Origin of the sequence: Micromonospora sp. NPDC051300 (assembly GCF_044455315.1) — a bacterium.
Taxonomy (GTDB): Bacteria; Actinomycetota; Actinomycetes; order Mycobacteriales; family Micromonosporaceae; genus Micromonospora; species Micromonospora robiginosa.
The window spans coordinates 125157-149920 of the sequence record NZ_JBITEP010000008.1 but is presented as its reverse complement, the minus strand read 5'-3'; the positions used below and the strand labels follow the sequence as shown (position 1 = coordinate 149920).

At 72.7% G+C, this 24764-nt stretch carries 21 protein-coding genes; 11 read left to right on the top strand and 10 right to left on the bottom strand.

Annotation, left to right across the window (positions count from 1 at the left end):
* Positions 1-32 precede the first annotated feature (32 nt).
* Positions 33-1592: a glycosyltransferase family 87 protein gene (locus ACIA5A_RS11875; protein WP_396759886.1), complete on the top strand. Its 1560-nt coding sequence runs from the start codon at positions 33-35 to the stop codon at positions 1590-1592.
* A 70-nt stretch (positions 1593-1662) separates the two neighbouring features.
* On the opposite strand, the gene ACIA5A_RS11870 is transcribed toward ACIA5A_RS11875, so the two are convergent.
* Together ACIA5A_RS11870 and ACIA5A_RS11865 are read right to left on the bottom strand one after the other, a co-directional pair.
* Complete coding sequence (locus tag ACIA5A_RS11870) at positions 1663-3855, bottom strand: hypothetical protein (protein ID WP_396759884.1); 2193 nt, start codon at positions 3853-3855, stop codon at positions 1663-1665.
* Complete coding sequence (locus ACIA5A_RS11865; protein ID WP_396759881.1) at positions 3852-4634, bottom strand: deoxyribonuclease IV; 783 nt, start codon at positions 4632-4634, stop codon at positions 3852-3854. The genes ACIA5A_RS11870 and ACIA5A_RS11865 overlap by 4 nt, the downstream gene beginning before the upstream one ends.
* A gap of 629 nt (positions 4635-5263) precedes the next feature.
* Between ACIA5A_RS11865 and rpsF the strand changes: the two genes are divergently transcribed.
* The 4 genes from rpsF (at position 5264) to rplI (ending at position 6915) form a co-directional block, all read left to right on the top strand.
* The gene (gene rpsF / locus ACIA5A_RS11860) at positions 5264-5554 is read left to right on the top strand and encodes a 30S ribosomal protein S6 (protein WP_088643630.1); all 291 of its coding nucleotides are present in this window, start codon (positions 5264-5266) and stop codon (positions 5552-5554) included.
* An 82-nt stretch (positions 5555-5636) separates the two neighbouring features.
* Positions 5637-6173 (top strand): single-stranded DNA-binding protein, encoded by a 537-nt coding sequence (locus tag ACIA5A_RS11855; RefSeq protein ID WP_269694542.1) that lies wholly within the window; start codon positions 5637-5639, stop codon positions 6171-6173.
* Between the two features lie 41 nt (positions 6174-6214).
* On the top strand, positions 6215-6454 hold the full coding sequence (gene rpsR, locus ACIA5A_RS11850; RefSeq protein WP_007073789.1) for a 30S ribosomal protein S18: 240 nt from the start codon (positions 6215-6217) through the stop codon (positions 6452-6454).
* Between the two features lie 14 nt (positions 6455-6468).
* Positions 6469-6915: a 50S ribosomal protein L9 gene (gene rplI, locus ACIA5A_RS11845; protein WP_396759877.1), complete on the top strand. Its 447-nt coding sequence runs from the start codon at positions 6469-6471 to the stop codon at positions 6913-6915.
* A gap of 79 nt (positions 6916-6994) precedes the next feature.
* Here rplI and ACIA5A_RS11840 read toward each other — a convergent pair whose 3' ends face one another.
* Complete coding sequence (locus ACIA5A_RS11840) at positions 6995-8506, bottom strand: hypothetical protein (protein WP_396759874.1); 1512 nt, start codon at positions 8504-8506, stop codon at positions 6995-6997.
* Between the two features lie 392 nt (positions 8507-8898).
* Here ACIA5A_RS11840 and dnaB point away from each other — a divergent pair, with 392 nt between their 5' ends.
* A complete protein-coding gene (dnaB, locus tag ACIA5A_RS11835) occupies positions 8899-10302 on the top strand; it encodes a replicative DNA helicase (protein WP_396759871.1) in 1404 nt (467 codons plus the stop codon).
* A 6-nt stretch (positions 10303-10308) separates the two neighbouring features.
* Here dnaB and ACIA5A_RS11830 read toward each other — a convergent pair whose 3' ends face one another.
* The 5 genes from ACIA5A_RS11830 to ACIA5A_RS11810 all read right to left on the bottom strand — a co-directional run bounded on the left by ACIA5A_RS11830 (position 10309) and on the right by ACIA5A_RS11810 (position 16079).
* The gene (locus ACIA5A_RS11830) at positions 10309-10992 is read right to left on the bottom strand and encodes a maleylpyruvate isomerase N-terminal domain-containing protein (RefSeq protein WP_396759868.1); all 684 of its coding nucleotides are present in this window, start codon (positions 10990-10992) and stop codon (positions 10309-10311) included.
* A gap of 100 nt (positions 10993-11092) precedes the next feature.
* The gene (locus ACIA5A_RS11825; RefSeq protein ID WP_396759865.1) at positions 11093-11476 is read right to left on the bottom strand and encodes a zf-TFIIB domain-containing protein; all 384 of its coding nucleotides are present in this window, start codon (positions 11474-11476) and stop codon (positions 11093-11095) included.
* A gap of 23 nt (positions 11477-11499) precedes the next feature.
* Entirely contained in the window at positions 11500-12132 is a 633-nt protein-coding gene (locus tag ACIA5A_RS11820) for a phosphoribosyltransferase (protein ID WP_396759863.1), read from the bottom strand.
* Entirely contained in the window at positions 12129-13487 is a 1359-nt protein-coding gene (locus ACIA5A_RS11815; RefSeq protein ID WP_396759860.1) for a glycosyltransferase 87 family protein, read from the bottom strand. The genes ACIA5A_RS11820 and ACIA5A_RS11815 overlap by 4 nt, the downstream gene beginning before the upstream one ends.
* Before the next feature lie 54 nt (positions 13488-13541).
* Positions 13542-16079 carry a putative bifunctional diguanylate cyclase/phosphodiesterase gene (locus ACIA5A_RS11810; protein ID WP_396759857.1) on the bottom strand — a complete coding sequence of 846 codons (2538 nt, stop codon included), beginning with the start codon at positions 16077-16079 and terminating at the stop codon, positions 13542-13544.
* A 504-nt stretch (positions 16080-16583) separates the two neighbouring features.
* Between ACIA5A_RS11810 and ACIA5A_RS11805 the strand changes: the two genes are divergently transcribed.
* The 5 genes from ACIA5A_RS11805 to ACIA5A_RS11785 all read left to right on the top strand — a co-directional run bounded on the left by ACIA5A_RS11805 (position 16584) and on the right by ACIA5A_RS11785 (position 22496).
* Positions 16584-19583, top strand: a complete 3000-nt coding sequence (locus ACIA5A_RS11805; protein WP_396759854.1) for a BTAD domain-containing putative transcriptional regulator — start codon at positions 16584-16586, stop codon at positions 19581-19583.
* 232 nt (positions 19584-19815) lie between these two features.
* A complete protein-coding gene (gene moaC, locus ACIA5A_RS11800) occupies positions 19816-20307 on the top strand; it encodes a cyclic pyranopterin monophosphate synthase MoaC (protein ID WP_396759851.1) in 492 nt (163 codons plus the stop codon).
* Positions 20304-20774, top strand: coding sequence for a molybdenum cofactor biosynthesis protein B (locus ACIA5A_RS11795; RefSeq protein ID WP_396759848.1), 471 nt, complete (start codon positions 20304-20306; stop codon positions 20772-20774). Before moaC ends, ACIA5A_RS11795 begins: the two co-directional genes overlap by 4 nt.
* Positions 20775-20811: 37 nt before the next feature.
* Positions 20812-22068, top strand: a complete 1257-nt coding sequence (locus tag ACIA5A_RS11790) for a molybdopterin molybdotransferase MoeA (protein ID WP_396759845.1) — start codon at positions 20812-20814, stop codon at positions 22066-22068.
* Positions 22065-22496 (top strand): molybdenum cofactor biosynthesis protein MoaE, encoded by a 432-nt coding sequence (locus ACIA5A_RS11785; RefSeq protein WP_396759842.1) that lies wholly within the window; start codon positions 22065-22067, stop codon positions 22494-22496. The genes ACIA5A_RS11790 and ACIA5A_RS11785 overlap by 4 nt, the downstream gene beginning before the upstream one ends.
* Positions 22497-22509: 13 nt before the next feature.
* Here ACIA5A_RS11785 and ACIA5A_RS11780 read toward each other — a convergent pair whose 3' ends face one another.
* Positions 22510-23946 (bottom strand): glycosyltransferase 87 family protein, encoded by a 1437-nt coding sequence (locus ACIA5A_RS11780; protein ID WP_396759839.1) that lies wholly within the window; start codon positions 23944-23946, stop codon positions 22510-22512.
* A gap of 204 nt (positions 23947-24150) precedes the next feature.
* The gene (locus tag ACIA5A_RS11775) at positions 24151-24696 is read right to left on the bottom strand and encodes a DoxX family protein (RefSeq protein ID WP_396759836.1); all 546 of its coding nucleotides are present in this window, start codon (positions 24694-24696) and stop codon (positions 24151-24153) included.
* Positions 24697-24764 lie beyond the last annotated feature (68 nt).

Sequence of the window (24764 nt, the reverse complement as noted above, 5' to 3'; positions counted from 1 at the left end):
GACACCCCCGGCGTACGGCAGGATGCGTCTCCATGAGCACCCAGTCGACCGCAGGCATCGATGAGCCCGGCTCGTCCGGGGAGGCGCCCCGGCCCGGATCGGCCGCCGACCACCCGTCCCGCTCGGACTGGTTCGTGCGGGGCACGTCCGGTCTGATCGGTGGCCCGCTCGGTGACCACGCCACCGCTCTCGACCAGCCGGCCGGTCGGGAGGGTCGGTTCTGGACCGCGGCGCGGATCGTGCTGGCGCTGGTCTGCCTCACGCTCGCCCTGCACTGGGTGCAGAAGTCGCCCTGCCAGGACGGCGCCTGGCAGAACAACGTCCAGTACACCCGGATGTGCTACACCGACGTGCTGGCGCTCTACTACGCCGAAGGGCTCAACGAGGGCAAGGTCCCCTACGCCGACCACCCGGTGGAATACCCGGTGCTCACCGGCTACTTCATGGGCGCGCTCGGCCTGCCGGTGCACGCCCTCGGCGTCGACAACCCCGGCATCAACCAGGGGCAGTGGTTCTACAACCTCAACGCGCTGGTGCTCGGCGCGCTCGCGGTCGCCACCGTCGCGGTCATCCTCAACCTGCGCCGACGACGACCCTGGGACGCGGCACTCTTCGCGCTCTCCCCGGCCCTGGTGCTCACCGCCACCGTCAACTGGGACCTGCTCGCCGTCGGCCTGGCCGCGTTCGGGCTGCTCGCCTGGGCACGCGCCCGCCCCGACCGGTACGGCATGCTGCTGCCCGGGCTCGCCGGCGTGCTGCTCGGGCTCGGCGGCGCGGCGAAGATGTGGCCACTGTTCCTCCTCGGCCCGATCCTCGTCCTCACGGCGCGGGCCGGCCGGCTGCTGGCCGGGCTCGTCGCCACCGGCACCGCGCTGGTGACGCTTGTCGCGGTCAACCTGCCGGTGGCCATCCCCTACCGGGAGAGCTGGGGCCGGTTCTTCGACCTGAACACCACCCGGCCCATCGACTGGGGCACGCTCTGGTACATCGGCCGCTACCTCGACGGCCGGATCAGCCCGTCCGCCCCCGGCGAACTCGGGCCGTTCGAGTGGCTCAACGCCAACATCTCCGCGCTCAACTGGGTGTCGTACCTGCTCTTCGGGCTGGCCTGCCTCGGCGTGGCCGCGCTCGCGCTGCTCGCCCCGCGTCGCCCCCGGCTCGCGCAGGTCGCCTTCCTCGTCGTCGCCGCGTTCCTGATCTTCAGCAAGGTCTGGTCGCAGCAGTTCGTGCTCTGGCTGCTGCCGCTCGCCGTGCTCGCCCGGCCCCGCTGGGGCGCGTTCCTGGCCTGGCAGTTCGCCGAGGTCTGCTATTTCGCCGCCTTCTACGGGGAACTGCTCGGCACCGCCACGTCCCGGCCGGTGTTCCCCGAGGGCGTCTTCGTGCTGGCGTCCACCCTGCGCCTGGTCACCGTCGCGGTGCTCTGCGGCTTCGTGATCCGGGACATCCTGCGGCCGGAGCGGGACGCGGTGCGCCAGACCTACGCCGACGACCCCGACGGTGGGCTGCTCGACGGCGCACCCGACGCGCCCTGGCACCGACGCTGGCGTGCCGGCGCCACCACCGACCGCCCCGCCGAACCCGTGCCCGCCTGACCGGTGTGGGATCGGCGGGGACCACGGCCCCGCCACCCGCCATGCCGCGCAGTCGTCGGAGCGGCCGGCCTCACAGCCGGAAGACGACCGCCTCGCCGACCTGCTCCCGGGTCACGCCCAACCCCTCCACCGGCCGGTCGAGCATTCCCTCCCACGGGGTGCCGCCCAACTCGTCCCGGAGCACCACCACGTTCTTGACCCCGATCCGCCGCAGATAGTCGACGCTGGCGTAGTCGGGGAAGCTGACCGCGGCGTCGCGCACCTGGGCCTGGGAGTCCGGGGTGAAGCCGCTGCCGCCGTTGACCATCCGCTGGAACCGATCGGTCGACCAGAGCATCACCGGCTGGTCCAGGTTCTGGCTGCTGGGCAGCACCAGCATCGGGCCGTCGACGCTACGCATCGCCGCCGGCTGCTGCGGCACCACCGGGTGCGGGGTGACGTTCAACCCTTCGACCAGCACCAGCGCCAACGGCACCAGCGTGGCCAGCCGCAGCCACGGGCCCGGCCACGGCGGGACCCGCTCCGCCGCCAGCTCACGCACCCGCATGCAGAACGCGGTGACCGCACCGGCCGCGAGCAGACCGAGCAGCAACGTCGTCCAGAGCATCATCCGACCCGGCGTACGCAGCCCGTTCCAGCCCGGCAGGTAGTCGAAGAGCGGCACGTAGGTGAACCGGCCGCCGAGGAACCGGGTGCCCATGGCCAGCGCCATCGTCACCAGCACCCCGGCGAGCAGGAAGAGCCGGTGGCGGACCCGCCAGACCGAGAAGAACAACCCGCCCGCGGCCAGCGCGTAGAGCGCGAAGCCCGGCAGCAACGTCATCTCCGGGTGCCAGGGCAGCACCGCCCGCGCCCCCTCGTGCAGCTCACCCCAGACCCGGGACTCGGCCGGCGCGGTGAAGAAACCGCTGCCCGGCGGGGAGTAGAGCTGGATCTCGCCGAGCGTGCGCGCCGCGTTCGGGTGCATCTCGGCGACCTTGAAGAACGGGATCGCGAGCAGCCCGCCCACCGCGGCGAAGACGAGCGCGCCGGCCAGGTCGGCCAGGAACAGCCGCCGCCCGAACGGGCGCTTCACCCGCCGCCGACGGACGAACCACAGCACCACCGAGACCAGCCCGACACCGGCCAGCAGGTAGGCGAACGGGAGCCCGATGCCGAAGCCGAGACTGAGCTGCCAGGCCGCCACCAGCCAACCGGCGAACGCCCAGCCCGCGTGCCGGCGACGCGGACGGTAGCCGTGGCGCAGCGACCAGCCGTGACCACGGGCGAGCATGGCCAGCGCCAGCGGGATGCCACCGTTGGAGATGATGTGCAGGTGCCCGGCCTGGGCCAGCAGCCACGGGGCGTACGCGAAGCTCACGCCCGCCACCGCCCCGCCGATCCGGCCCGCGCCGAGCTGCCGGGCCAGCGCGTACGCCCCGAACGCGGCGAGCGCGTGGGCCAGCACGAACATGATGTTGTAGCGCAACACGGCCTGCTCCGGGCCGACCCCGATCAGGCCGGCCGGGGCGTATCCGAGCAGCGTGTCCGAGAAGGCGAAGCTCCAGTTCTCCGGGAAGAACGTGTTGGAGTGCCACAGCATCGCCGGGTCGGTGCGCAGGATGTGCCCGGACCACGCCATCTGCCACGCCTGCAGGCTCGGGTCCCAGTAGTCCTGCGGCAGCGTGTAGCGCGGGTAGCGCAGCGTGGGCCAGGTCATCGCGGCGGCCAGCGCCAGCGTGGCGACGGCGGCGAGGGTCCACTCGTGCACCAGGAACCGGCCCACCGCGCGGGCGGCCCGCCGGGCCCGGCCGAGCACCGGCTCGGGCGCCGGACCGAACGCGGTCCAGCGATCCGCCGGCTCGTCGCCGTCCGTACCGTCGGCCTGGTCGGCGCTGTCCGTGCCGTCGGCCCCGCCCTCGCTCGTGTCGTCGCCGGGCTTGTCCGTGCCCGCGGTGGCGTTCTGGTCGTTGGCCGCCTTGTCCGTGCTCGCGGTGGCCTCCTGGTCGTCGCCGGGCTCGTCCTTGCTCGCGGCGGCGCTGTCGAGGTCGGCGGCCCTGTCGTCCTCGCCGGTGGCGGTCCGGGCGACGTCGTCCGTGCCGGCGGTCGGGGCGCTGTCGTGCTCGTCGCCGGCGGCCGGGGCGGGCCTGTCGCGGGCGGCGGTCGTCGCGGTCGAGGAGGCCCGGGGCCGGCCCGCGCGCGGCTTGCCGCCCGCCGGGGCGTCCGCAGGCTGCGGATCGGCGCCGGACCGGTCACCGGTCGCGCCGGACTGCTCCGTGGTCATGCCGCGGCACCCAGCTGCCCGCGCAGGAACGCGATGTCGGACGCCTGACCCTCGACGCCTCCCGGGGTCTCGACGATCACCGGCGCCCCGGCCGCCCGGATGACCGCCACCAGCAGCTCGGGGTCGATCGTGCCGCCGGTGAGGTTGTCGTGACGGTCCTGGCCCGAGTCGAAGGCGCCCTTGGAGTTGTTGGCGTGCACCAGGTCGATCCGGCCGGTGATCGCCTTCACCCGGTCGACCAGGCCGAGCAGCTCCTCGCCGCCGGCGTGGGCGTGGCAGGTGTCGAGGCAGAAGCCGACCTCGTGGTCGCCGAGCGCGTCCCAGAGCCGGGCCAGCGCGTCGAGGTGCCGGGCGCAGGCGTTGTCACCGCCGGCGGTGTTCTCGATCAGCACCGGCAGCGGGAAGCCACCGGAGTCGGCCGCGTAGGCGAAGGTCTTGCGCCAGTTGTCGAAGCCCTTGGCGAGGTCGTCCCCGGCGTTGACGTGGCCGCCGTGCACGATCAACCCCCTGGCGCCGACCGCCGCGGCGGCGGTGGCGTGGCCGAGCAGGAGCTTGCGGCTGGGGATGCGGATCCGGTTGTTGAGCGTGGCCACGTTGATCACGTACGGCGCGTGGACGTAGAGGTCGACGTCGGCGGCGCGCAGGCGTTCGGCGTCCTCGCGCGGCTTCGGGGCCTTCCAACCCTGCGGGTCGGCGAGGAAGAACTGCACCGCGTCCGCCTCCCGGGCGGCCGCCTCGGCCAGCGGGTCGGCCGGATCGACGTGGGCTCCGATTCGCATGCAGGGCAGCCTACGTCGCCCCTGCGACGCGCGGTGCGCGCGCACGCGGCGTGGTCGCGGCTCCTCCCGCGTCACCACCCGGCCCGGCGGTCGTTGTCCGAGGTGGGATCGATGGTCGACGCTCCACCCGGACGTGGTCCACAGCACGGAACGGGTGGGCGCGGCCCCCGGCAACGGGACGCCCCGCCGTGCGGCCCGACACGACGGGGCGGGACCCGCTCCCCGGCGGCACCGCAATCGGTCAGGTGGACGAATTTCTTCATTTACCCCAAGTGGTGACGAGAGCCGCTGTATGGTCAGACCAGGCAACAACATGATAAAGCTCCGCGGGGCGTCCTCGATCCAACCTCATCGGTGTGGTCGTTCCTCCCCAGGTCCCACCCAAGGAATGCGGACGGGACGCCCCGCGGCCCCGTGGACAGGGGTCCACCTTCTCGGCGCGCGACGCCGAAGGTGGGCCCCTGTCGCCGCCTCCGGGGCCACCGGCCCCGGCATGATCGTCCGGACCGGCTATCCTGGTCCGGTTGTCCGCGTCCGGCCGGGTTCCCCCGGCATCGGGCGGGCCACGACGCACGACCTCCTGCCACGGAAGGACCGTGGCCGCCTAGCCCACAGGAGGTGAGCACGTCTTGCGTCACTATGAAGTCATGGTGATCCTCGATCCCAGCCTCGAGGAGCGCACCGTCGCCCCGTCTCTCGACACGTACCTGAACGTGATCCGGACCGCGGGTGGCTCGGTGGAGAAGACCGACGTGTGGGGCCGCCGGCGCCTCGCGTACGAGATCAACAAGAAGGCCGAGGGCATCTACGCCGTCGTCGACCTCCAGGCGACGCCGGAGGCCGTGGCCGAGCTGGACCGTCAGCTCCGGCTCAACGAGTCGGTGCTGCGTACCAAGGTCATTCGCCCGGAGATGCGCTGAGCATCTAGGACCCGGCACGTCCGGATCAAAACCTCATCCGCGCTGTCGGAGGGCTCTGAGAGCCTGTACGGCACAACGATGAGTGCGCGAGGAGATGGTCATGGCAGGAGACACCACCATCACGGTCATCGGCAACCTGACCGATGACCCCGAGTTGCGGTTCACCCCGTCCGGTGCGGCGGTCGCGAAGTTCCGGGTCGCTTCGACGCCCCGGTTCCTGGAGAAGGCGTCCGGCGAGTGGAAGGACGGCGAGCCGCTGTTCCTCTCGTGCACGGTCTGGCGCCAGGCCGCCGAGAACGTCGCCGAGTCGCTGCAGCGCGGCGCCCGGGTGATCGTGTCCGGCCGGCTGCGTCAGCGGTCGTACGAGACCCGCGAGGGTGAGAAGCGCACCGTCATCGAGCTGGAGGTCGACGAGATCGGCCCGTCCCTGCGCTACGCCACGGCGAAGGTGCAGAAGATGTCCCGCTCCGGTGGCGGAGGCGGCGGCTTCGGCGGTGGTGGCGGTGGTGGCCAGGGCGGCGGCGGAGGCAACTTCGACGACCCCTGGGCCTCGGCTGCCCCGGCCCCCTCCCGCGCTGGTTCGGGCGGCGGAAACTTCGACGAGGAGCCCCCGTTCTGATGGCGCCGAGCGCCCGCGATCGCAAACCAGGAGCAAGAGCAATGGCGAAGGCTGCCGCACTGCGCAAGCCGAAGAAGAAGGTGAACCCGCTCGACAAGGACGGGATCACCTATATCGATTACAAGGACACCGCGCTGCTGCGCAAGTTCATCTCCGACCGCGGCAAGATCCGCGCTCGACGGGTGACCGGCGTGACCTCGCAGCAGCAGCGGCAGATCGCCCGTGCGGTCAAGAACGCCCGCGAGATGGCGCTCCTGCCGTACACGGCCACGGCACGCTGAGGGGAGGCACGGACATGAAGATCATCCTTACCCAGGAGGTGTCCGGCCTCGGCTCTCCGGGCGACATCGTCGAGGTGAAGGACGGCTTCGGCCGTAACTACCTGCTGCCGCAGGGCTTCGCGATCGCCTGGACCAAGGGCGCCGAGAAGCAGGTCACGGTCATCAAGCGGGCCCGCTCGGCCCGCGAGGTGCGCGACCTCGACCACGCCAACGAGATCAAGGGCCAGCTCGAGGGCCTGAAGGTCAACCTGAAGGCCCGCGCCGGCGACGGCGGGCGGCTCTTCGGTTCGGTCACCCCGGCCGAGATCGTCGACGCCGTCAAGGCGGCCGGCGGTCCGACCCTGGACCGTCGCCGGCTGGAGACGCCCGGCCACATCAAGTCGCTCGGCGCCTACCCGGTCAGCATCCGGCTGCACCCCGAGGTGACCGCCAAGTTCGACCTCAACGTGGTCAAGGGCTGACACCCACCGCACGACGGAAGGGCCCGCACCGGTTGTCCGGTGCGGGCCCTTCCGCATGTCCGACACCCGGCCGGCCGCCTCAGCCGATCGCCTGGCCGGTCACCGCGCTGATCACCACCGTGGACAGACCGCCACCCACCACGGCCGCCGCCAGCGCCACCGTCGCCGACCGCCAGGTCGTCCCCACCTGACGCAGCAGCACCGCCACCACGAGACTGCTCACCAACGCCAGCCCGAAGCGCGGCGCCGCCGCCGACAACGACGCGAACGCGTGCGCCCGCGGCGAGTCACAGCCGCCGCCGCTGATGTCGGTCACGCACCCCGCCGGCGCCTGCCCGTCCAGGAACACCAGACCCAGGAACAGCAGCACCGCCGGCACCAGATAGCAGGCCGCCGTGTAGACCAACGGACGCAGCGGACCACCCGGGTCCGGATCCAGCAGGTCGTCCTCCAGCCGCCGGCCCCACGAGCCGCCGCCGATCGTGTCCATCCCCCGCCGCAACGCGGAACCACCCGCCGCGACCGGCTCCGGCGACCGGCGACGAGGCGCGGGCCGCGGACGCGGCGACGGGTACGCGACCATCGGCGAGCGCGGCGCCGACGTCGGAGTCTCCATCCAGCGCGGATCGTCGCCCGCCAGCCGGGTGCCCGACCAGAACTCCTCGACCCGCTCCGGCGACGCCCAGCCCTCCCGGACCGGCGGCGCCGTCCGGTCCCACGGGTCGACCGCCGGGGAGCGGTCGCCGGTGTCCCGCACCCGGTCCAGGTGACCGGTGTCGGTGAACCGGTCCCACTCGCCGGTGTGCTCCGTCCGGTCCCACCGGTCCTCCGGCCGGTCCCACCGACCCGCGGACGCCGGTCGTCCCCACGCCTGCACGCCCGAGGCGTCCCACGGGTCGACCGCAGGCGGCTGCTCCACCGGCGGCGGCTCGACCGCACGGCCCCGCTCCCACGGATCGACCGCCGGTGGCGGCCAGGAGGAACCCGACGTCGACCGCCGGGCCCGGCGGGCCGGCCGCTCGGCCTCCCACCCACCGGCGGCATCAGCCGGTCTCGCCTCCTCCGGCAACCCCGACCAGGTCACCTCCGGCTTACGCGTGGCCGCCCGGCGTGGCCGGCTCCTCGGGATCGAGCCGGACACCGGCTCGTCCTCGTTCTCGGCCCGACGGCTGCCGACGTACCCCCGCTCCTGCGGGGCGTCGAGCGTCCACTCGGCGGTGTGGTCCGACACCGGCCCGGCGCCGATGGCCCGCAGCTCACGCCGGCCGCCGTCGCGGCGCCACCCGGCGTCGGCGCGCCAGCCGCCACCGGAGGACGGCGACTCGACCTCGTCGCCTGCGTCGTCGTCCGGCGCGGCGTGCCGACCACCACCGTCGGCCCGGCCGATCCCCGACTCGACCGCCCACCGCGGAAGGTAGGCGTCCACCGGCTCGTCCTGGCCACGCTCGATCGCCCGTCGTCGGCTCGGAGTGCGGTGGCGCTCCGGCGCGTACGGGTCGACCTCGCGCGGACCACCGGAGGTGTCCCAGGAACCGCTCGGCCGGCGCTCGCGCGGGGTGTCCTCCCCGCTTGCCCAGTCCCGGTGTCTCACGGCCGGAGCGTGACCCTTCTCAACCCGAAAGTGCAATCCGCTGTCCAGGTGCAGCCGTTCGCAGCGATAGTACGGGACGAACGGCGACAAGGCTCGACCTGAAATCTTCCGTCCACAGGGTGGGGATGGGAAAAGCCCAGGTCAGGAGCGATAGGCCCGGAATTCCCCATCACTTTTCCACACCCTGTGCACACCCTGCGCACATGCCGGTCCCCCTGCGTCCACAGGTTGTCCCGAGGCTCGTCCACCGCCTGTGTTGGTGGCTGACCTCGGGTTCCGTATCGTGGCCAGCGACCGCCGGGCGATGGCCCCCGATCGACCGGAGGGTCGGCGGAAGTTGTCGTACCCCGGCGATAGAGCTGGACACGATCCGACGCAGCAAGGGGGGACCCGTGTCGGTCACCGACGAGACGCGCGCGGAACGGACCGGGGGGCAACCGTCCGAGCCGCCGCACCGGGACGCGTCCTTCGAGAAGACCCCGCCCCAGGACGTCGCCGCCGAGCAGTGCGTCCTCGGCGGCATGCTGCTCTCCAAGGACGCCATCGCGGACGTCGTGGAGATCCTCAAGACCAACGACTTCTACCGCCCGGTGCACGCCACCATCTTCGACGCGATCCTCGACATCTACGGCCGGGGTGAACCCGCCGACCCGATCACCGTGGCGGCGGCGCTCGCCGACTCCGGCGACCTCGCCCGGATCGGCGGCGCGCCCTACCTGCACACCCTGATCGCGAGCGTGCCCACCGCCGCCAACGCGGCCTACTACGCCCGCATCGTCGGCGAGCGGGCGGTGCTCCGCCGGCTGGTCGAGGCCGGCACCCGGATCGTGCAGCTCGGTTACGGCACCGGCCCCAGCGGCAGCCGCGACGTGGACGACATCGTCGACCTCGCCCAGCAGGCCGTCTACGAGATCACCGAGAAGCGGGTCAGCGAGGACTTCGCGATCCTCGCCGACATGCTCCAGCCGACGCTGGACGAGATCGAGGCGGTCGGCGCCCAGGGCGGCGTGATGACCGGCGTGCCGACCGGCTTCACCGACCTCGACCGGCTGCTCAACGGCCTGCACGCGGGTCAATTAATCATCGTGGCGGGCAGGCCCGGTTTGGGAAAATCGACCGCATCAATGGACTTTGCCCGAAATGCGGCTATCCGCGCCAACCAGGCGTCGGCCATCTTCTCGCTGGAGATGAGCAAGGTCGAGATCGTCATGCGACTCCTCTCGGCCGAGGCCCGCGTACCGCTGCACATTCTTCGTAGCGGGCAGCTCTCCGACGACGACTGGACCAAGCTGGCCCGCTGCATGGGCGAGATCAGCGAGGCGCCGCTCTTCGTCGACGACACCCCGAGCATGAACCTGATGGAGATCCGGGCGAAGGCGCGCCGGCTCAAGCAGAAGCACGACCTGAAGCTGATCGTCGTCGACTATCTCCAGCTGATGACGTCACCGAAGCGCACCGAGAGCCGGCAGCAGGAGGTCGCGGACCTGTCCCGTGGCCTGAAGCTGCTGGCCAAGGAGGTCGAGTGCCCGGTGATCGCGGTGAGTCAGCTGAACCGTGGCCCCGAGCAGCGCACCGACAAGCGTCCACAATTGTCCGATCTGCGCGAATCGGGCTCCATTGAGCAGGATGCTGACGTTGTCATTCTTTTGCACCGTGATGACTACTATGACAAGGAGTCGCCGCGGGCCGGGGAGGCGGACTTTATTGTTGCCAAGCACAGAAATGGTCCTACCGACACGGTGACGGTCGCCGCCCAGCTGCACCTGTCGCGCTTCGTGGACATGGCCATCGTCTGAGGGCGGTCAGCCGAGCAGGGGGACCCAGCCCGCGGCCTCGCCCAGCTCGAACCGGTCCCGGTCGGTCAGCGGCACCCGCCCGGTGGCCTTGAGCAGATACTCGTGGTCGTCCCAGCCGGCCGGGCGTACCGCCTCGTCGGGCAGCAGCCCGTCCATCGTGGTCACCGCCACCCGGGTCGGGTCCGCCGCCGGTCGCGGCGCGTCCGGCAGGTCCACCACCAGGTCGAGGTGGTGCACGACCGCCTCGGTGGTCAGGGTGGCGAGCAGATCGGGTACGCGCAGCACGTGCCCCTGCGTGGTCACGTACCCGTCCGGGTGGGCCGCGGCTGCGGCGCGGGCGGCGGCCGGGGCGGTGTCGGACCAGATCCGGACCACGCCGGTGGGCCGGTCGAAGGCGGCGGCCGAGCGGCGGGCCCACCACGCGTGCTTCGCGCCGGCACCGTCGTCGTCGCCGGAGGAGAACGCCCGCCAGTAGCTGACGTCGTCCACGTCGGCCGGGCCGGGCGCCGGGCTGGCCAGCGCCACGAGCGCGCGTTGGGCGTCGCAGAGCACGTGGAACAGCAGGTCGGCGACGACCCAGCCCCGGCAGCGGGTCGGTCGTTGCAGGCCGGCGTCGTCGAGCGGGGTGACGGCGGCGGTGATGCCGCCGTACGCCTGGGCCAGCGCCTCGTGCTGCCGGATCGGGCTCATGGGGTGCAGCCTGCCACGGCGCGCGCCGGTCGGCACGGTTAGGCGGGGGCCCCTGCTATCGCCCAGGCGTTAACAAGGGGCCCCTCCTAACCTGAGCAGCTCAGTCGAAGAGCTCGCCGAGGAAGCCGTGCTTCTTCTTCCGGCGGTAGTGACCGTGGTAGCCGTAGTGCTGCTGCCCGTGGCCGTACGCGGGCTGCGCGTAGCCGTGGCCGGGCGGCGGCGGAGGGGGCGGCGGGGGTACGGCGCCGTAACCGGGCTGGTGCGGGGCGGCGGGCGGCGGCGGGGGCGGGTAGCCGGCTCCGGCGGGCGCGGCCTGCGGGGCGCCGCCCTGCTGCCGGTTCCAGTTGGCCTCGGCCTCGAACAGCTTCTCGAGTTCGCCTCGGTCGAGGAAGATCCCGCGGCATTCGCCGCACTGGTCGATGACTACTCCACTGCGCTCGTACTGGCGCATCTCTCCACGGCATTTGGGACACGTGAGCTGCATGCCATCGACGGTACCGGGTGATTTCACGCGATGGCGGTCAGCGCCTGCGTCACCTCGTCGTCGGAGACCTCGTGGAAGTCGTCGTAGTAGGCACCGACGGCGGCGAAGTCGGGCGGGAGTTGGCAGCTCACCACCGTGTCGGCGGTGGCGGCGAGCATGCCGTACGCCTGCGGGGCGCCGACCGGGACGGCGACGAGTACGCGGGCGGCGCCGAGGTGGCGGGCGACCTGGACGGCGGCGCGGGCGGTGGCGCCGGTGGCGAGTCCGTCGTCGACGACGACGGCGGTGCGGCCGGTCAGGTCCAGCGGCGGCCGGCCGCCTCGGTAGCGCTGTTCACGGCGGTCCAGCTCGGCCTGTTCCCGGCGGCGGACCTGGGCGCGGTCGTTCTCGCTGATCCGGTCGGCGACCGCGTCGTTGAGGACCTGCACGCCGCCGGGGCCGAGCGCCCCGAAGGCGACCTCGGGCGCCCAGGGCACGCCGAGCTTGCGGACGACAAGCACGTCGAGGGGGGCGTTGAGGCGGTCGGCGATCACCCGGGCGACGGGTACGCCGCCGCGGACCAGACCGAGGACGATGACGTCGGGCCGACCGGCGAGGTCGGTGAGGCGCTCGGCGAGGTCCCGTCCCGCCTCGGCCCGGTCGCGGTAGGTGGTCATGCCTCAGGTGTACGCCTTCCGGCCGGATCACGCCGGGCGGTTGCCGGGAATGCCGTTCGGCCGGTGTCCCGCGTCGAGGTCTCGGCGAGTGCCAGCGCCGGGGCGAGGACGAGCAGGGCGATCGGGTAGAGCAGGTAGCCGAAGCGGGTGGAGGGCATCAGCAGGATCGCGGCGAGCAGCCCGTACCCGCAGACCGCGGCGGTGGTGGCGGCGGTGCGTGGCGGGCGGCGCAGCAGCCGGACGGCGATCGCCAGACCGACCGCGACGAGCAGCGCGGCGGCGACCACCCGGCCGGCGGGGAGCGTCTCGGCGATCAGATGTCCGGGGAACGGGGACTGGGCCGGGCTGGTGACCAGGCCGTGGCCGAGCGGGAAGCGCAGCACGTTCTCGACCAGGGCGTCGGAGTCGACGAGCAGCACCGGGAGCAGGGCGAGGACGGGCAGGCCGAGCGCGCCGAGCGCGGTGCGGGCGCCGGCCCGCCGGGTGGCGGCCCAGCAGATCAACACGATCGCGACAGGCAGCGCGAAGAGCTTCAGGGCGCCGGCCGCGCCGACCGCGAGGCCCGCGCGACCGGGTCGGCCGGCGGCGGCGAACCCGAGCGCGAGCAGGCAGAGCGCGAGTACGGGCAGGTCGTCGCCGCCGGTGGCGAGCGTGAGCGCGCAGACCGGCAGGACGGTGGCGGCCTGGACGGCGCGCAGCAGCGCGGCGGCGCGGGGGGACGATCCCGAGCCGGTGGCCGGTGGGCGCAGCGCGGCGACAAGCGCGGCGAGGGCGAGCGCGGTGGCCACGGCGAACCAGACGCGGGCGTCGGTCCACCAGGCGTCGCCGAGGGCGCGGGGCAGCCCGAACAGCGCCATGCCCGGTTGGTAGGGCGTGTAGCCGAGGAGTTGCTCGCCGGGGGGCAGGGCGGCGATCGCGTCGGGTCCGAGGTAGGGGGTGCCGTGCTCGGCGAGGCGGGTGCCGGCGTGTTCGACCACGAGCACCTCCTCCTGTGCCCGGTCGGTGCGTCCGGCGGCCCGCTGGACGCTCTGCGTGACGACCGGCAGCAGCGCGGTGGTGGCCCAGGTGAGGCCGGTGACCGTCCAGCGGGCGGGCAGCCCGGCCAGGCGGGTGCCGGGGTCGCGGCGGCGGGCGAGGAGCTGGATGGTCGCGGCGAGCGTGGCGAGGGCGTACCCGATGGTGGCGACCGCTCCCCACGCGCGGTGCGGGGGCAGCGTGGAGGTGGCGGCGGTGACCGCGGCGAAGACGGTGGCGGTGGCGTAGAGGGCCAGGTCGAGGGCGAGGCCGCCGGCGGCGGTTTCGAGCGTCGACCAGCGGCGGGTGGCGGGGCTGGCCGGGTCGGCGTGCGCGGTCACGCGGGCCAGTCTGGCAGACCGGGGGTGTGGTCCGGCCGGGTCGGGGCCGGGTGCTCAGGGGTGTCGGGCGTCGGCGGCGGGCGGGGCGGGGCGGTTGCGGGCGCCGCCGGGGCGGCGGCCGGGGAGCCGGATGACCGCGCCGGCGTCGTGCAGCGGCCGGGCGAGCGCGCCGGGCCGGCCGCCGGCACCGCGGTGCAGGGCGGCGAGCAGCGCGCCGGCGGCCAGCGGGCGGGCGAACAGGTGGCCCTGCCCGGCCGCGCAGCCCAGTTCCCACAGGGCGCGGCGTTGCGGTTCGCTCTCCACGCCCTCGGCGACGACGGTGAGGTCGAGGCTGCGGCCCAGGTCGAGGGTGGAGCGGATGACGGCGGCGGCCTCGGGTGCGGTCTCCATGGCGGTGACGAAGCTGCGGTCGATCTTGAGTTCGTGGACCGGGATGCGGGAGAGCAGGGAGAGCGACGAGTAGCCGGTGCCGAAGTCGTCGAGGGCGAGTCGGACGCCGGAGTCGCGCAGCCGGCTGAGCACCCGGTCGACCACGTCGAGCTGGCTGAGGGTGAGTGTCTCGGTCAGTTCCAGCACGAGCCGGTCCGGTGGCAGGTCGTGGGCGCGCAGTCGGGCCAGCACGGCGCCGGGGAAGCGGGCGTCGAGGAGGCTGCGGGGTGACACGTTCACCGAGACGGGCAGGTCGAAGCCGGCGTCGTGCCAGGAGCCGGCGGCGATCAGCGCTTGGTCGAGGATGGCCTCGGCGAACGCGGGCAGCAGCCCGGAGCGTTCCACCGCTTCGAGGAAGCGCAGCGGGTCGATCAGCCCGTGGGTGGGGTGGTGCCAGCGGGCCAGCGCCTCCGCGCCGACGACCTGACCGCTGCCCAGGTCGACGATGGGCTGGAAGTTGACGGTGAACTCGTGGTCGGCGACCGCCCGGGGCAGTTCCCCGCCGAGGGTGAGCCGGTTCAGGTCGGCGGTGTCGCGGGTCGGCGCGTACGTGGCGGTCCGCTGGCCGGCGCGTTTGGCCTGGTACATCGCCACGTCGGCGCGGCGGAGCAGTTCGGCCATGCCGCCGGTGGCGGGGGCGGCGGCGATGCCGCCGCTGGCCTCCACGCTGATCCGCATGCCGTCCAGGTCGAGCGGGTCGTGCAGGGCGGCGAGCAGGACCTCGGCGCGATGCGCGGCGACCGCCGGGGCAGGCAGGCCGCGCAGGAGCACGGCGAACTCGTCGCCGCCGAGCCGGGCGACCAGGTCGTCGGGGCGGGCCGCGTCGCGCAGCCGGTCGGCGACCTGGACGAGCACCTGGTCCCCGGCGCCGTGTCCGAGCGTGTCGTTGACCTCCTTGAAGTGGTTGAGGTCGATCAGCACCAGGGCGGTGACGCCGTCGGCGTGCCGGGTGGTGAGCTGGGCGGTGCCCTCGTCGAGCAGGTGGCGGCGGTTGGACAGGCCGGTGAGGGCGTCGTGGGTGGCGGCGTAGGCGTGGTCGGCGGCGATGCGGGCGAGTTCGGCGTACGCCTGGGCGTTGCGGACCGCGGTGCACAGGGCGGAGGCGAAGGTACGCAGGGTGTACTGCTCGCGTTCGGACAGCTCGACCGGGCCGGCGAAGCGGAGACGCAGCTCGCCGATGTCGACGGTCTGGTCATGGCCTTCGAGGCGGCTGGTGAGCACCGGTCCCTGGATTCCGCTCGGTTCACCGGTCGGACCGCGGTAGGTGATGGCTCCGCCCACGCCGCGGACGACCTTCTCCTCCTCGCGCAGCTCGATCTCGACCTCGTCGGCGGAGAAGAGCTCGGCGGCCTGGGTGACGGCGGTGGTGAGGACCTGATCGAGGTCGACCACGTTCAGCGCGTCGGTCGTCCGGGCCAGTCGCTGCCACGCCTCGCGTTCGGCCCGGCTGCGGAGGCGGCTGGAGTAGGCGAGGTGCAGGCTCAGCACGAGTGGCGGTACGACGATCAGGAAGGTCGGGTTGCTCCTCAGGATGAGGAGCGTGGACAGGACCACCGAGAACCGGGCGAAGACACTGGCCAGCCGGAGGTCCACCTGCTCACGGAACCGTTTGCGGATCGGGGTGCCCGTTGCGAAGGCGAGAACCGGGAAGGTGAGCACCTCGTCGAGGACCACGACGGTCAGATAGGCGAGCACCAGGGCGGGGAGTGAGTGGTTGATCGGCCCTGTCCACGGCCAGGACCATCCGGCGGCGACGAGGACGAGTCCGCCTGCGGCGACAAGCGTCATCTCCTTGGCCACGCCGAAGGCCAGCTTGATCGGCGGGAGCCGGCCGATCAACCGGGCGATCGCGACGCCCAGCCCGGTGGCGATGACGACCCAGGGCACGGGCGCGACCGCGAGCCCGATCACCGAGGCCGCGTCGGTCCAGGAGACACCGTGGGTCGTGGCACGAATGCGGATTCGTACATTGACGGTCGCGGCTACCGCGACGAGGAAGGTGATCGTGCCGGCGCGGGTGAGGTTGTTCTCCGTCAACAGGCCGGTGGCGCCGATGAGCCGGACACTGACGAGGGTGGCGACGGTGGCCGTAAACACGACGAGACCGACAAGCAGCAACAGCCGCCGATCGGTCCCATTGTCGCGTGCCTGGGCGCGAGTCACGTGTTCGCCTCCACCGCACTCGGGTCGTCGCGGTGCGTCAACACGTACTGTACGACCCGCTCGGGTGCCCGGGAAGTTCGCTTCAGAGCCAGTCGTTGCCGCGCATCTGCCTCGCCTTTCGTCCGATCTGCGGGAGCCGGATCACGTCCCCTTGGATGAACGACATCTTATGGCGTTTAGGCCGCGTTGGTTATATTAGATGTCCATATGCGCATATTGCGCCAATGAGACGGGTGCTTGTTACGCAGCGTCTTTGCCTGGAAACTGAACGCATATTCAACTGGTCGTTCTATGGGATTATCGAGCCGCCTCTCGCCGATGTCTGTAGTCGTTCGGTTTCGGCGTCCGTAACATGCGGCACGTCAACTTACAGAAAATGCGTCGTCGCTCTCCGGTGTCATTTACGGAGCCACGACGGATCGGGCGCAATCTTCCATATGCCCGCAATGCGGCGCAGTAGCGGGAATGCGCCCGCATTCGAATGCGCGTGGGACGGGGGAGTAATTGGCGGAGATCCGACTGCTGGGCTCGCCCCAGGTGTGGCAAGGATCCGTCTCGCTGCCCCTGGGTACACCCAAGCAGCAGGTCGCCTTGGCTGTGCTGGCATTGCACAGCGCCCGCCTGGTTACCGTCGACGTGCTCGTGGACGAACTCTGGCCGGACGACCCACCGCCGTCCGCGATAGCGAACGTGCGGTCCTATGTCGGAAATCTTCGGCGGATGTTCGTTCAGAACGATGGGCCGGAACTCGTTCGTCTGCCGGGGGGCTACCGGCTGGACGTCAACGCCGAGCATGTCGACGTCCATCGCTTCGAGCGCCTGGCCCAAGTGGCCCGGTCCGCCCGGTCCGAAGGGAACAGGCAGGCGGCAGACGCCCTGTTGGCGGAGAGCGAGGGGCTCTGGCGGGGCTCCTTGGTGGCCGGTCTGCGGGTGGGGCCGGTGCTGTCGGCGCGCCGGGCGTCCCTGGACGAGCAGCGGCTGGCCGCGGTCGAACTCCGGGCCGAACTGGATCTCGAGCTGGGCCGCACACGAGCCGCGATCGCGCTGCTCACCGCGCACGCCGGAAGCAACCCGTACCGGGAGCACGCGCAGGTCTTGCTCGCCCATGCCCTGTGGTCCGACGGAGACCAGGCCGGTGCGCTCGCCGTCATCCGTCGGACCGAGAGGGTGCTCGCCGAGCAACTCGGCATCCAGCCTGGTGCCGAACTGCTTCGCCTGCGGCACTCTCTGCACGACGGCACATCCCCGCAGCACTCGTCCGTCGGCCCTTCGACCGGTCCCGAGCCGAACGTACGGGGGAACAGGCACCACCTCCCGCGGGTGCTCGTCACCTTCGTCGGTCGTCGCGAGCTCGTCGAACGAACACTCACTGAGATCGCCCTCACGGCGGCCGACGCATCGGCGGTACGGGTTGTCGACGGCATGGCGGGTAGCGGCAAGACGGCCTTCGCGCTGCATCTGGCGAACCTGCTCGCCGACCGGTACCGGGACGGCCAGCTCTTCATCGACCTTCGCGGGCACGACGGGAGCGATCCGATCCACCCGGCCGAAGCGATGACCGTGCTGCTTCGGCAGATGGGCGTACCGGCCGGTCGGATTCCGACGGATCACGACGAGCGCGCCGAGTTGTGGCAGCACGAGCTAGGGCATCGCCGCGTGATCGTGGTGTTGGACAACGCGGCGAGCGGGGCGCAGATCCGTCCGCTCCTGCCGACCGGCGCGGGCACGGTGGCGCTGGTGACCAGCCGGCGCCGATTGTCCGTCGGCGACATCGGACCGGCTGTGTCACTTCCCGTCCTGACCTCCGGCGAGGCGGTGGAACTGCTGGCCCGTACCGCCGGCGAGGACCGGATCCGCGCCGAACCGGAGGCGGCGGTGGAGGTGGCGCGCCGCTGCGGCCATCTGCCACTCGCAGTTCGGCTGGCCGGCGGATGGCTGGCCCACCGGGCCACCTGGCGGGTCACCGACCTCGCCCGGCGACTGGGCGCCGGAGGTACCGTGCTCCGACGGCTCGCGATTGACCAGCAGACCGTCGCCGGAGCATTCTCCGCCTCGTACGAGCAGTTGGCCGAGCCGGTCCGGAGACTGTTCCGGCTCGTCAGCCTCCACCCGGGTGACTCCCTCGACGCGCGGATGGTCGCTGCCCTGGTCGACCTGCCGGTGGAGCCCACCGAGCAGATGATGGACGATCTCCTCGACCAGCATCTGATCGAGGAGACGGCCCCGGGGCGCTACCGGTTGCACGACCTGATGCGCCAGTACGCCGCCGACCTCTTCCATGACTCGGCCGACCCGGCGGAACGTCAGCAGGCTGGCGCCCGCCTGCTCGATCACGTTCTCCATCAGGTGGTGGTCCGAGCCAGCGAGTTGGACCAGCGGGTGCTGCACGCCCACCTGCGCCTTGATCCGCCGCGCCGCCCCGACCTCGCCGACCGGGCCGATGCATCGGACGTCGAATGGCTGGAACGGGAGCGGGCCAACCTCGTCGCCCTGATCGCATTCGCCGAGCGGGAGGGGCATTCCGGCTACGCCTGGCGGCTCGCGCGGGCCATGTGGCGGTTCTGCTACGTGCGGGGGTACTTCGACGACATCGTGGTCATCCACCGTGCCGGCCTGAGTGCGGCGGAACTGGGCGACGACCTGGCTGCCCAGGCGGTCATGCACAACTATCTCGCGTCCGCGTACACCCGGACGGGCAGCTACCTGGACTCACTACGGCATCTGGAGACGGCCGTGTCCATCTCCCGGAAGCTCGACGACCGCGGCAACGAGCACCGCTACCGGGCGAACCTCGTGGTGGTGCACTGGCTGACCGGTGATCCGGAACGATCGGTCACCCTCGGCCGGCAACTGCTCCGCGAGGACTCGCGGGGCCACGTCGACCCCATCCCCTCCCTGCCGAACCTCGGCTACGCGCTGACCGCCGTCGGGCGGTACGCCGAGGCGTTGGAGGCTCATCGCCGGCATCTCTTCCTCGCGAGATGCCAGGGCAGCGACTATCACGTGTCGAACGCCTTGGGGCACATTGCCTCGGTGGAGAATCGTCTCGGGCGCCACAACAAGGCGATCCGCCTGCTCCAGGCCTCGATCCGGCTCCGGGACCGCACCGGGCACCGGTTCGGCGAGGCGGAGGTGCGCAACGACCTCGGCATCGCGTACCGACATCTGGGCCGGTTCGGAGACGCACTCACGCAGCACGAACTCGCGCTCGACCTGTCGCGGGACTCGGGCGAGCGACATGTTCAGGCGGCGGTGCTCAACGACCTCGGACTGACCCTGACCGCCGCCGGTCGGGCCGACGAAGCGGTGGCGGAGCACCACCGTGCGCTCGCCCTCGCCACCCGCATCGCTCACCCCTACGAGCAGGCCCGAGCGTCGACCGCCCTGGCCGGCCATGTCACCGGAACCGACGGTCAGCAGGCGGAGCGGTTCCGACAGCGGGCCCAGGCGATCTTCGAGCGGATGGGCGCCCCCGAGCGCCACCAGGCGCACCCCAGCCCCTGAACCAGTTTATCGATTTCTTATCGCGGTGCCCGGTAGCGTCCCGTCGTCGGCCAACGGGGAGGGTCCGCCGCACGCGGCGGACCAGGCCGGAGAGGCCCCCACCGTCGAGTCTCCCCAGCGGCTCGACGGTGGGACGGAGGGGTGTCGTGCCGACCTTCGGCACCCGGCGCGACGCCCCTCCCCATCGACGGCGCGGGCCGCTCGCGTCGTACCCGACGGATAGGGTCGGACGGTGACCGAACCCGCGCAGCTCACCCACGTCGATCCGGCCGGCGCGGCCCGGATGGTCGACGTCTCCGCCAAGCCGGTCTCCGGCCGGCTCGCGGTCGCCGCCGGCCGGCTCCGCACCACCGTCGAGGTGGTGGAGCTGTTGCGCCGCGACGGCCTGCCCAAGGGCGACGCGCTCGCGGTCGGGCGGCTCGCCGGGATCATGGGGGCCAAGCGCACCCCCGACCTGATCCCGCTGTGCCACCCGATCGCCCTGCACGGCGTCGCCGTCGACCTGAGCCTGACCTCCGACACCGTGGAGATCACCGCGACCGCGCGGACGGCCGACCGCACCGGCGTGGAGATGGAGGCGCTCACCGCGGTGGCCGTCGCCGGGCTCGCCCTGGTCGACATGGTGAAGGCCGTCGACCCGGCCGCCTCGGTGGACGCCGTGCGGGTGCTGCGCAAGTCCGGCGGCAAGACCGGCGAGTGGGTGCGGCCGGAGGACCGGCCGTGATCCGCGCCCGGGTGATCGTGGCCTCCAACCGGGCCGCCGCCGGGGTCTACGAGGACACCAGCGGGCCGCTGCTCGTCGCCGGCCTGCGGGAGCTGGGCTGCGCGGTCGACGCGCCGGTGGTGGTGCCCGACGGCGACCCGGTCGGCGAGGCCCTGCGGACCGCCCGCGACGAGGGCGTCGACGTGGTGTTGACCAGCGGCGGCACCGGCATCACCCCGACCGACCGCACCCCCGACGTGACAGGTGCGCTGCTCGACTACGAGATTCCCGGCATCGCCGAGGCGATCCGCGCGCACAGCCGCGACGCGGTGCCCACCGCCGCGCTGTCGCGGGGTCTGGCCGGGGTGGTCGGCCGGATGCTCGTGGTCAACCTGCCCGGCTCGCGCGACGGGGCCCGGGACGGCCTGGCCGTGCTGGGGCCGATCCTGCGGCACGCGGTCGACCAGCTCCGCGGCGGCGACCACTGAGCCCGCGGGCCGCGTGCGCCGGCGTTAGGCTCGCCGGATGAGCACGGAAACCGAAGCCGCCGGGGCCGAGGTGGGCGCGCCCCCGCCGGCCGGGTGGGAAGAGGCCCGCGCCCGGGTGTACGCGGTCGGTCTCTCCGCCGCGCTCCCCGTGGTCGCCCGGCCGTTGGCCGACACCGACGGGCAGACCCTGGCCGAGCGGCTGACCACGCGTACCGCCCTGCCGGCGTTCCCGACCTCCAGCGTGGACGGCTGGGCGGTGCGCGGGCCGGGGCCGTGGCAGGTGGTCGGCCGGGTGCTCGCCGGGCACACCGCGCCCCCGCTGGCCGACGACGGCACCACGGTGGAGATCGCCACCGGCGCGATGGTGCCCGCCGGCACGAGCGCGATCCTGCGGATCGAGGAGTCGACCCGCGCGGCGGACGGCCGGGTGGCCGGCACGCCCCGGCCGCAGCCGGAGTGGCGCGAGCCGGGCGAGGAGGCGCACCTCGGCGAGGAGTTGCTGCCCGCCGGCACGCCCGTGGATCCGTCGGTGATCGGCCTGGCCGCCTCGTGCGGGCACGACACGCTGCGGGTCCGCCGGGCACCCCGGGCCGCGCTGCTGGTCTTCGGCGACGAACTGCTCACCTCGGGCGCGCCGGGCGCCGGCCGGGTGCGCGACGCGCTCGGCCCGTCGGTGCCGGCCTGGCTGCGCCGCTACGGCTGCCAGGTGCGGGCCGGCGACGTGGTCGGCCCGGTCGCGGACACGCTGCCCGCGCATGTCGCGGCGCTGCGCGGCGCGCTCGGCAACGCCGACCTGGTCTGCACCACCGGTGGCACCATGCACGGCCCGGTCGACCACCTGCACCCGACGCTGGAGGCGCTGGGCGCCGACTACGTGGTCAACACCGTGGCGGTGCGCCCGGGCTTCCCGATGCTGCTCGCCCGCCTGGTCGACGGTGACGGGCGGGTGCGTTTCGTGGCCGGCCTGCCGGGCAACCCGCAGTCCGCGGTGGTGGCCCTGGTCTCCCTCGTGGTCCCCCTGCTGGCCGGTCTCACCGGCCGGCCGATGCCGGTGCTGCCGCAGGTCACCCTGGCCGAGCCGGTTCCCGGGCGCGGCGACCACACCCACCTCGCGCTGGCCCGGTGGGACCGGGTCGCCGGCACCGCCCACCCGGTGCGCCACGTCGGGTCGGCGATGCTGCGCGGCCTGGCCGGCTCGGACGGCTTCGCGGTGATCCGTCCCGGCACCAGCGGCGCGGTGGGTGACCGGGTTCCGTTCGTGCCCCTGCCCCTGATCCCGGGAGAGCGTTCATGACCGTGGAGACGCGAGTGGTGCTGGGCGCGGTCACCGACCGGCCGCTCGACCTGGCCGCGCACGAGGCGGCGGTCGCCGACCGCCGGGCCGGCGCGGTGGTGTCCTTCCAGGGCGTGGTCCGCGACCACGACCACGGACGGGCGGTGACCCGCCTCGAATACGAGGGCCACCCCACCGCCGAGGCGGTGCTGCGGGAGGTGGCGGCGGAGATCGCCGCCGACCCGGCGGTCCACGCGGTGGCAGTGTCGCACCGGATCGGCCCGCTGGAGATCGGGGACGTGGCGCTTGTCGCGGCGGTCAGCACCGCGCACCGGGCGGCGGCGTTCGCGGCCTGCGCCCGGCTGGTCGACGAGGTCAAGGCGCGGCTGCCGATCTGGAAGCGGCAGGTCTTCGACGACGGCACCGAGGAGTGGGTGAACTGCCCCTGAGCCGGGCCGCCGCTCAGCGTCGGGCGGCGAGCTGGGCGGTGCGGGCCGACCGGTCGGAATAGAAGGCCGGCTCGGCGCCGGGCCGCCACGGCAGCGCGGCGACGAGCACGATCAGCGCGATGGCCAGGGAGTTCTCCATCAGCGCCCCGAACAGGCCGTCCTGGTAGTGGGACACCTCGGGGAGCTGGTGCTCGTACGGCCAGATCGGCGAGATCAGGAACAGCAGGTAGAGCCCGAGCGCACCGGCCGCGTGCCGGAGCCCGGTCAGCGTGGGATACCAGATCGGCGGGCGCAACGGGGGTACGCCGTTCGTCGCGGGCAGCGTGCTGCCGCGCAGCGGCAGGCCCCGACTGGCGTCGCGGCGGCGTACCGCGGCGTCGGCCAGCACCACGATCGCCGGGATCACCCAGACCAGGTGGTGCGACCAGGAGATCGGGCTGATCACGTTGGCGGTCAGCCCGACAAGCGTGAACGCGGTCAGCTCGTCGCCGTCGGCGCGGGCGTTGAGGGCCCGGGACAGGCCCAGCGCCAGCACCAGCACCGAGAAGGCGAGCCAGAGCAGTCCGGGCGTCTCGATCGAGTCGTACAGCCGGGCCAGCAGGCCGGCGAGGGACTGGTTGGCGGTCATGTCGGCGGCGCCGACCCGCTCGGTCTGCCACAGCACGTCGGTGAAGTAGGTGCGGGACTCCGCGCCGACCACACCGAACGTCGCGAGCGTCACGCCGACCGCGGTGGCGACCGCGATCCAGGCGGCCCGCCACTGCCGGGTGAGCATCAGGTAGCCCACGAACAGCGCCGGGGTGAGCTTGACGGCGGTGGCGAGCCCGATGCCGACCCCGGCCCAGGCGCCGCTGTAGACGAAGCGGGCCAGCGGCGTCACGGCGGTCTCGTGGTGGGTGCCGCGCCGGGCCCGCCAGCGCAGCCCCACGAGGTCCGCCATGATCAGCGCGAAGAGCAGCAGGTTGACCTGGCCGTAGCCGAGGGTCTCCCGGGACGGCTCGATGGCCAGGGCGAGCGGGGTGGCGATGCCGACGGTGAACCAGAGCGGCCAGCCGAGCCGGTCCACGATCGGCCGCAGCAGCGCGGCCAGCACGACGGCGAGCGCGGCGATGCTGGCCAGCGCGTTGACGAACCCGGCGGCGTCCACCGGCAGCCAGGACATGGGCAGCATCACCAGGCCGGCGAAGGGTGGATAGGTGAACCCGAGGGTCGTCGACGGCGCGACGAAGTCGTACAGCTCGTTGCCGCTCGCCCACCACAGCACCGCGCCGTGGTAGATCTTCATGTCGAAGAAGTTGTACGGCCGACCGAAGGCGCCGACGGCGAGCCAGGCCGCGTACGACACGGCGGCCACGATGCCCACGCGTACCGCGAGCCGTTGGTCGACCCCGAGGACGACCCGGGGGGCCGGGGTGAGGCGGTTGGTCCGTCTACCGACTGTCGTCGGCATGGCGTGGCCACCCCCGTACCAAGGTCGTCGTGCCCGTCCAGGTCCAGAACGGAGCCTAGAACGGTGCCTCACGATGCTGCCTCCCGCGTTACGCGACCGTGTCCGATCCCACACGTGTTTGCGACATTTCCGCCGCGTTAACGGGTCTCGGACGGTTCAGGTGATTGGTGGCCTTGCGGGGGGTGGTGGCCGTCTCGGTGCAGGTCAGCCGGGCCTGCGGCGCGCGGTGGCGGCGGAGCGTACGGCGATCTTCGCCTCCCGGCGGGCGGTGCGGACCGCGCGCTTGACCGACCGGCGGGAGTGGTCGATCCGGTGGCCCGCGCGCCAGCGCAGCCCCGGCTTGCCCTCGGTGTCGGCGGCGGCGAGGAGGAGACCACCGAGCAGGCCGAGGTTCTTCAGGAAGTGGATCTGGTTGTTGTTGCGCGCGGCCGGGTCGTCGTTGTTCCAGAAGGGATGCCCGGCGGCGGTCGTCGGCACCAGGGTGCCGGCGAGCACGAGCGCGGCCGGACGGCTGAACCGGCCGGTGGCCAGCATCAGGCCGCCGACCAACTGCGTCGCGGCGTTGGCCCGGATCAGCGTCTCGGTGTCGGTCGGGATGCGCGGGTGCAGGTTCTGGATCAGCGGGGTGACCCGGTCGGTGACCGGCTTCGCGGCGGGCACCAGCCGTTCCGGGTTGCGCAGGTTGCGGGCGCCGCTGACCACGAAGATGCCGCTCAACATGACTCGGGCGAGGGAGCGCACGGGCTTCATGCTTCCAGTCATACCCCGTCCCCGGGCCTGTCACCCCTGCAACACACGAAAGGTATCGACGTCCGTCC

Coding starts and splice junctions, on each gene's coding strand:
- ACIA5A_RS11790 (WP_396759845.1), top strand. CDS start 20,812: ATGAGCACGGAAACCGAAGCCGCCGGGGCCGAGGTGGGCGCGCCCCCG.
- ACIA5A_RS11830 (WP_396759868.1), bottom strand. CDS start 10,992: ATGAGCCCGATCCGGCAGCACGAGGCGCTGGCCCAGGCGTACGGCGGC.
- ACIA5A_RS11865 (WP_396759881.1), bottom strand. CDS start 4,634: ATGCGAATCGGAGCCCACGTCGATCCGGCCGACCCGCTGGCCGAGGCG.
- rplI (WP_396759877.1), top strand. CDS start 6,469: ATGAAGATCATCCTTACCCAGGAGGTGTCCGGCCTCGGCTCTCCGGGC.
- ACIA5A_RS11825 (WP_396759865.1), bottom strand. CDS start 11,476: ATGCAGCTCACGTGTCCCAAATGCCGTGGAGAGATGCGCCAGTACGAG.
- ACIA5A_RS11870 (WP_396759884.1), bottom strand. CDS start 3,855: ATGACCACGGAGCAGTCCGGCGCGACCGGTGACCGGTCCGGCGCCGAT.
- ACIA5A_RS11780 (WP_396759839.1), bottom strand. CDS start 23,946: ATGCCGACGACAGTCGGTAGACGGACCAACCGCCTCACCCCGGCCCCC.
- ACIA5A_RS11775 (WP_396759836.1), bottom strand. CDS start 24,696: ATGAAGCCCGTGCGCTCCCTCGCCCGAGTCATGTTGAGCGGCATCTTC.
- rpsR (WP_007073789.1), top strand. CDS start 6,215: ATGGCGAAGGCTGCCGCACTGCGCAAGCCGAAGAAGAAGGTGAACCCG.
- ACIA5A_RS11785 (WP_396759842.1), top strand. CDS start 22,065: ATGACCGTGGAGACGCGAGTGGTGCTGGGCGCGGTCACCGACCGGCCG.
- ACIA5A_RS11820 (WP_396759863.1), bottom strand. CDS start 12,132: ATGACCACCTACCGCGACCGGGCCGAGGCGGGACGGGACCTCGCCGAG.
- ACIA5A_RS11875 (WP_396759886.1), top strand. CDS start 33: ATGAGCACCCAGTCGACCGCAGGCATCGATGAGCCCGGCTCGTCCGGG.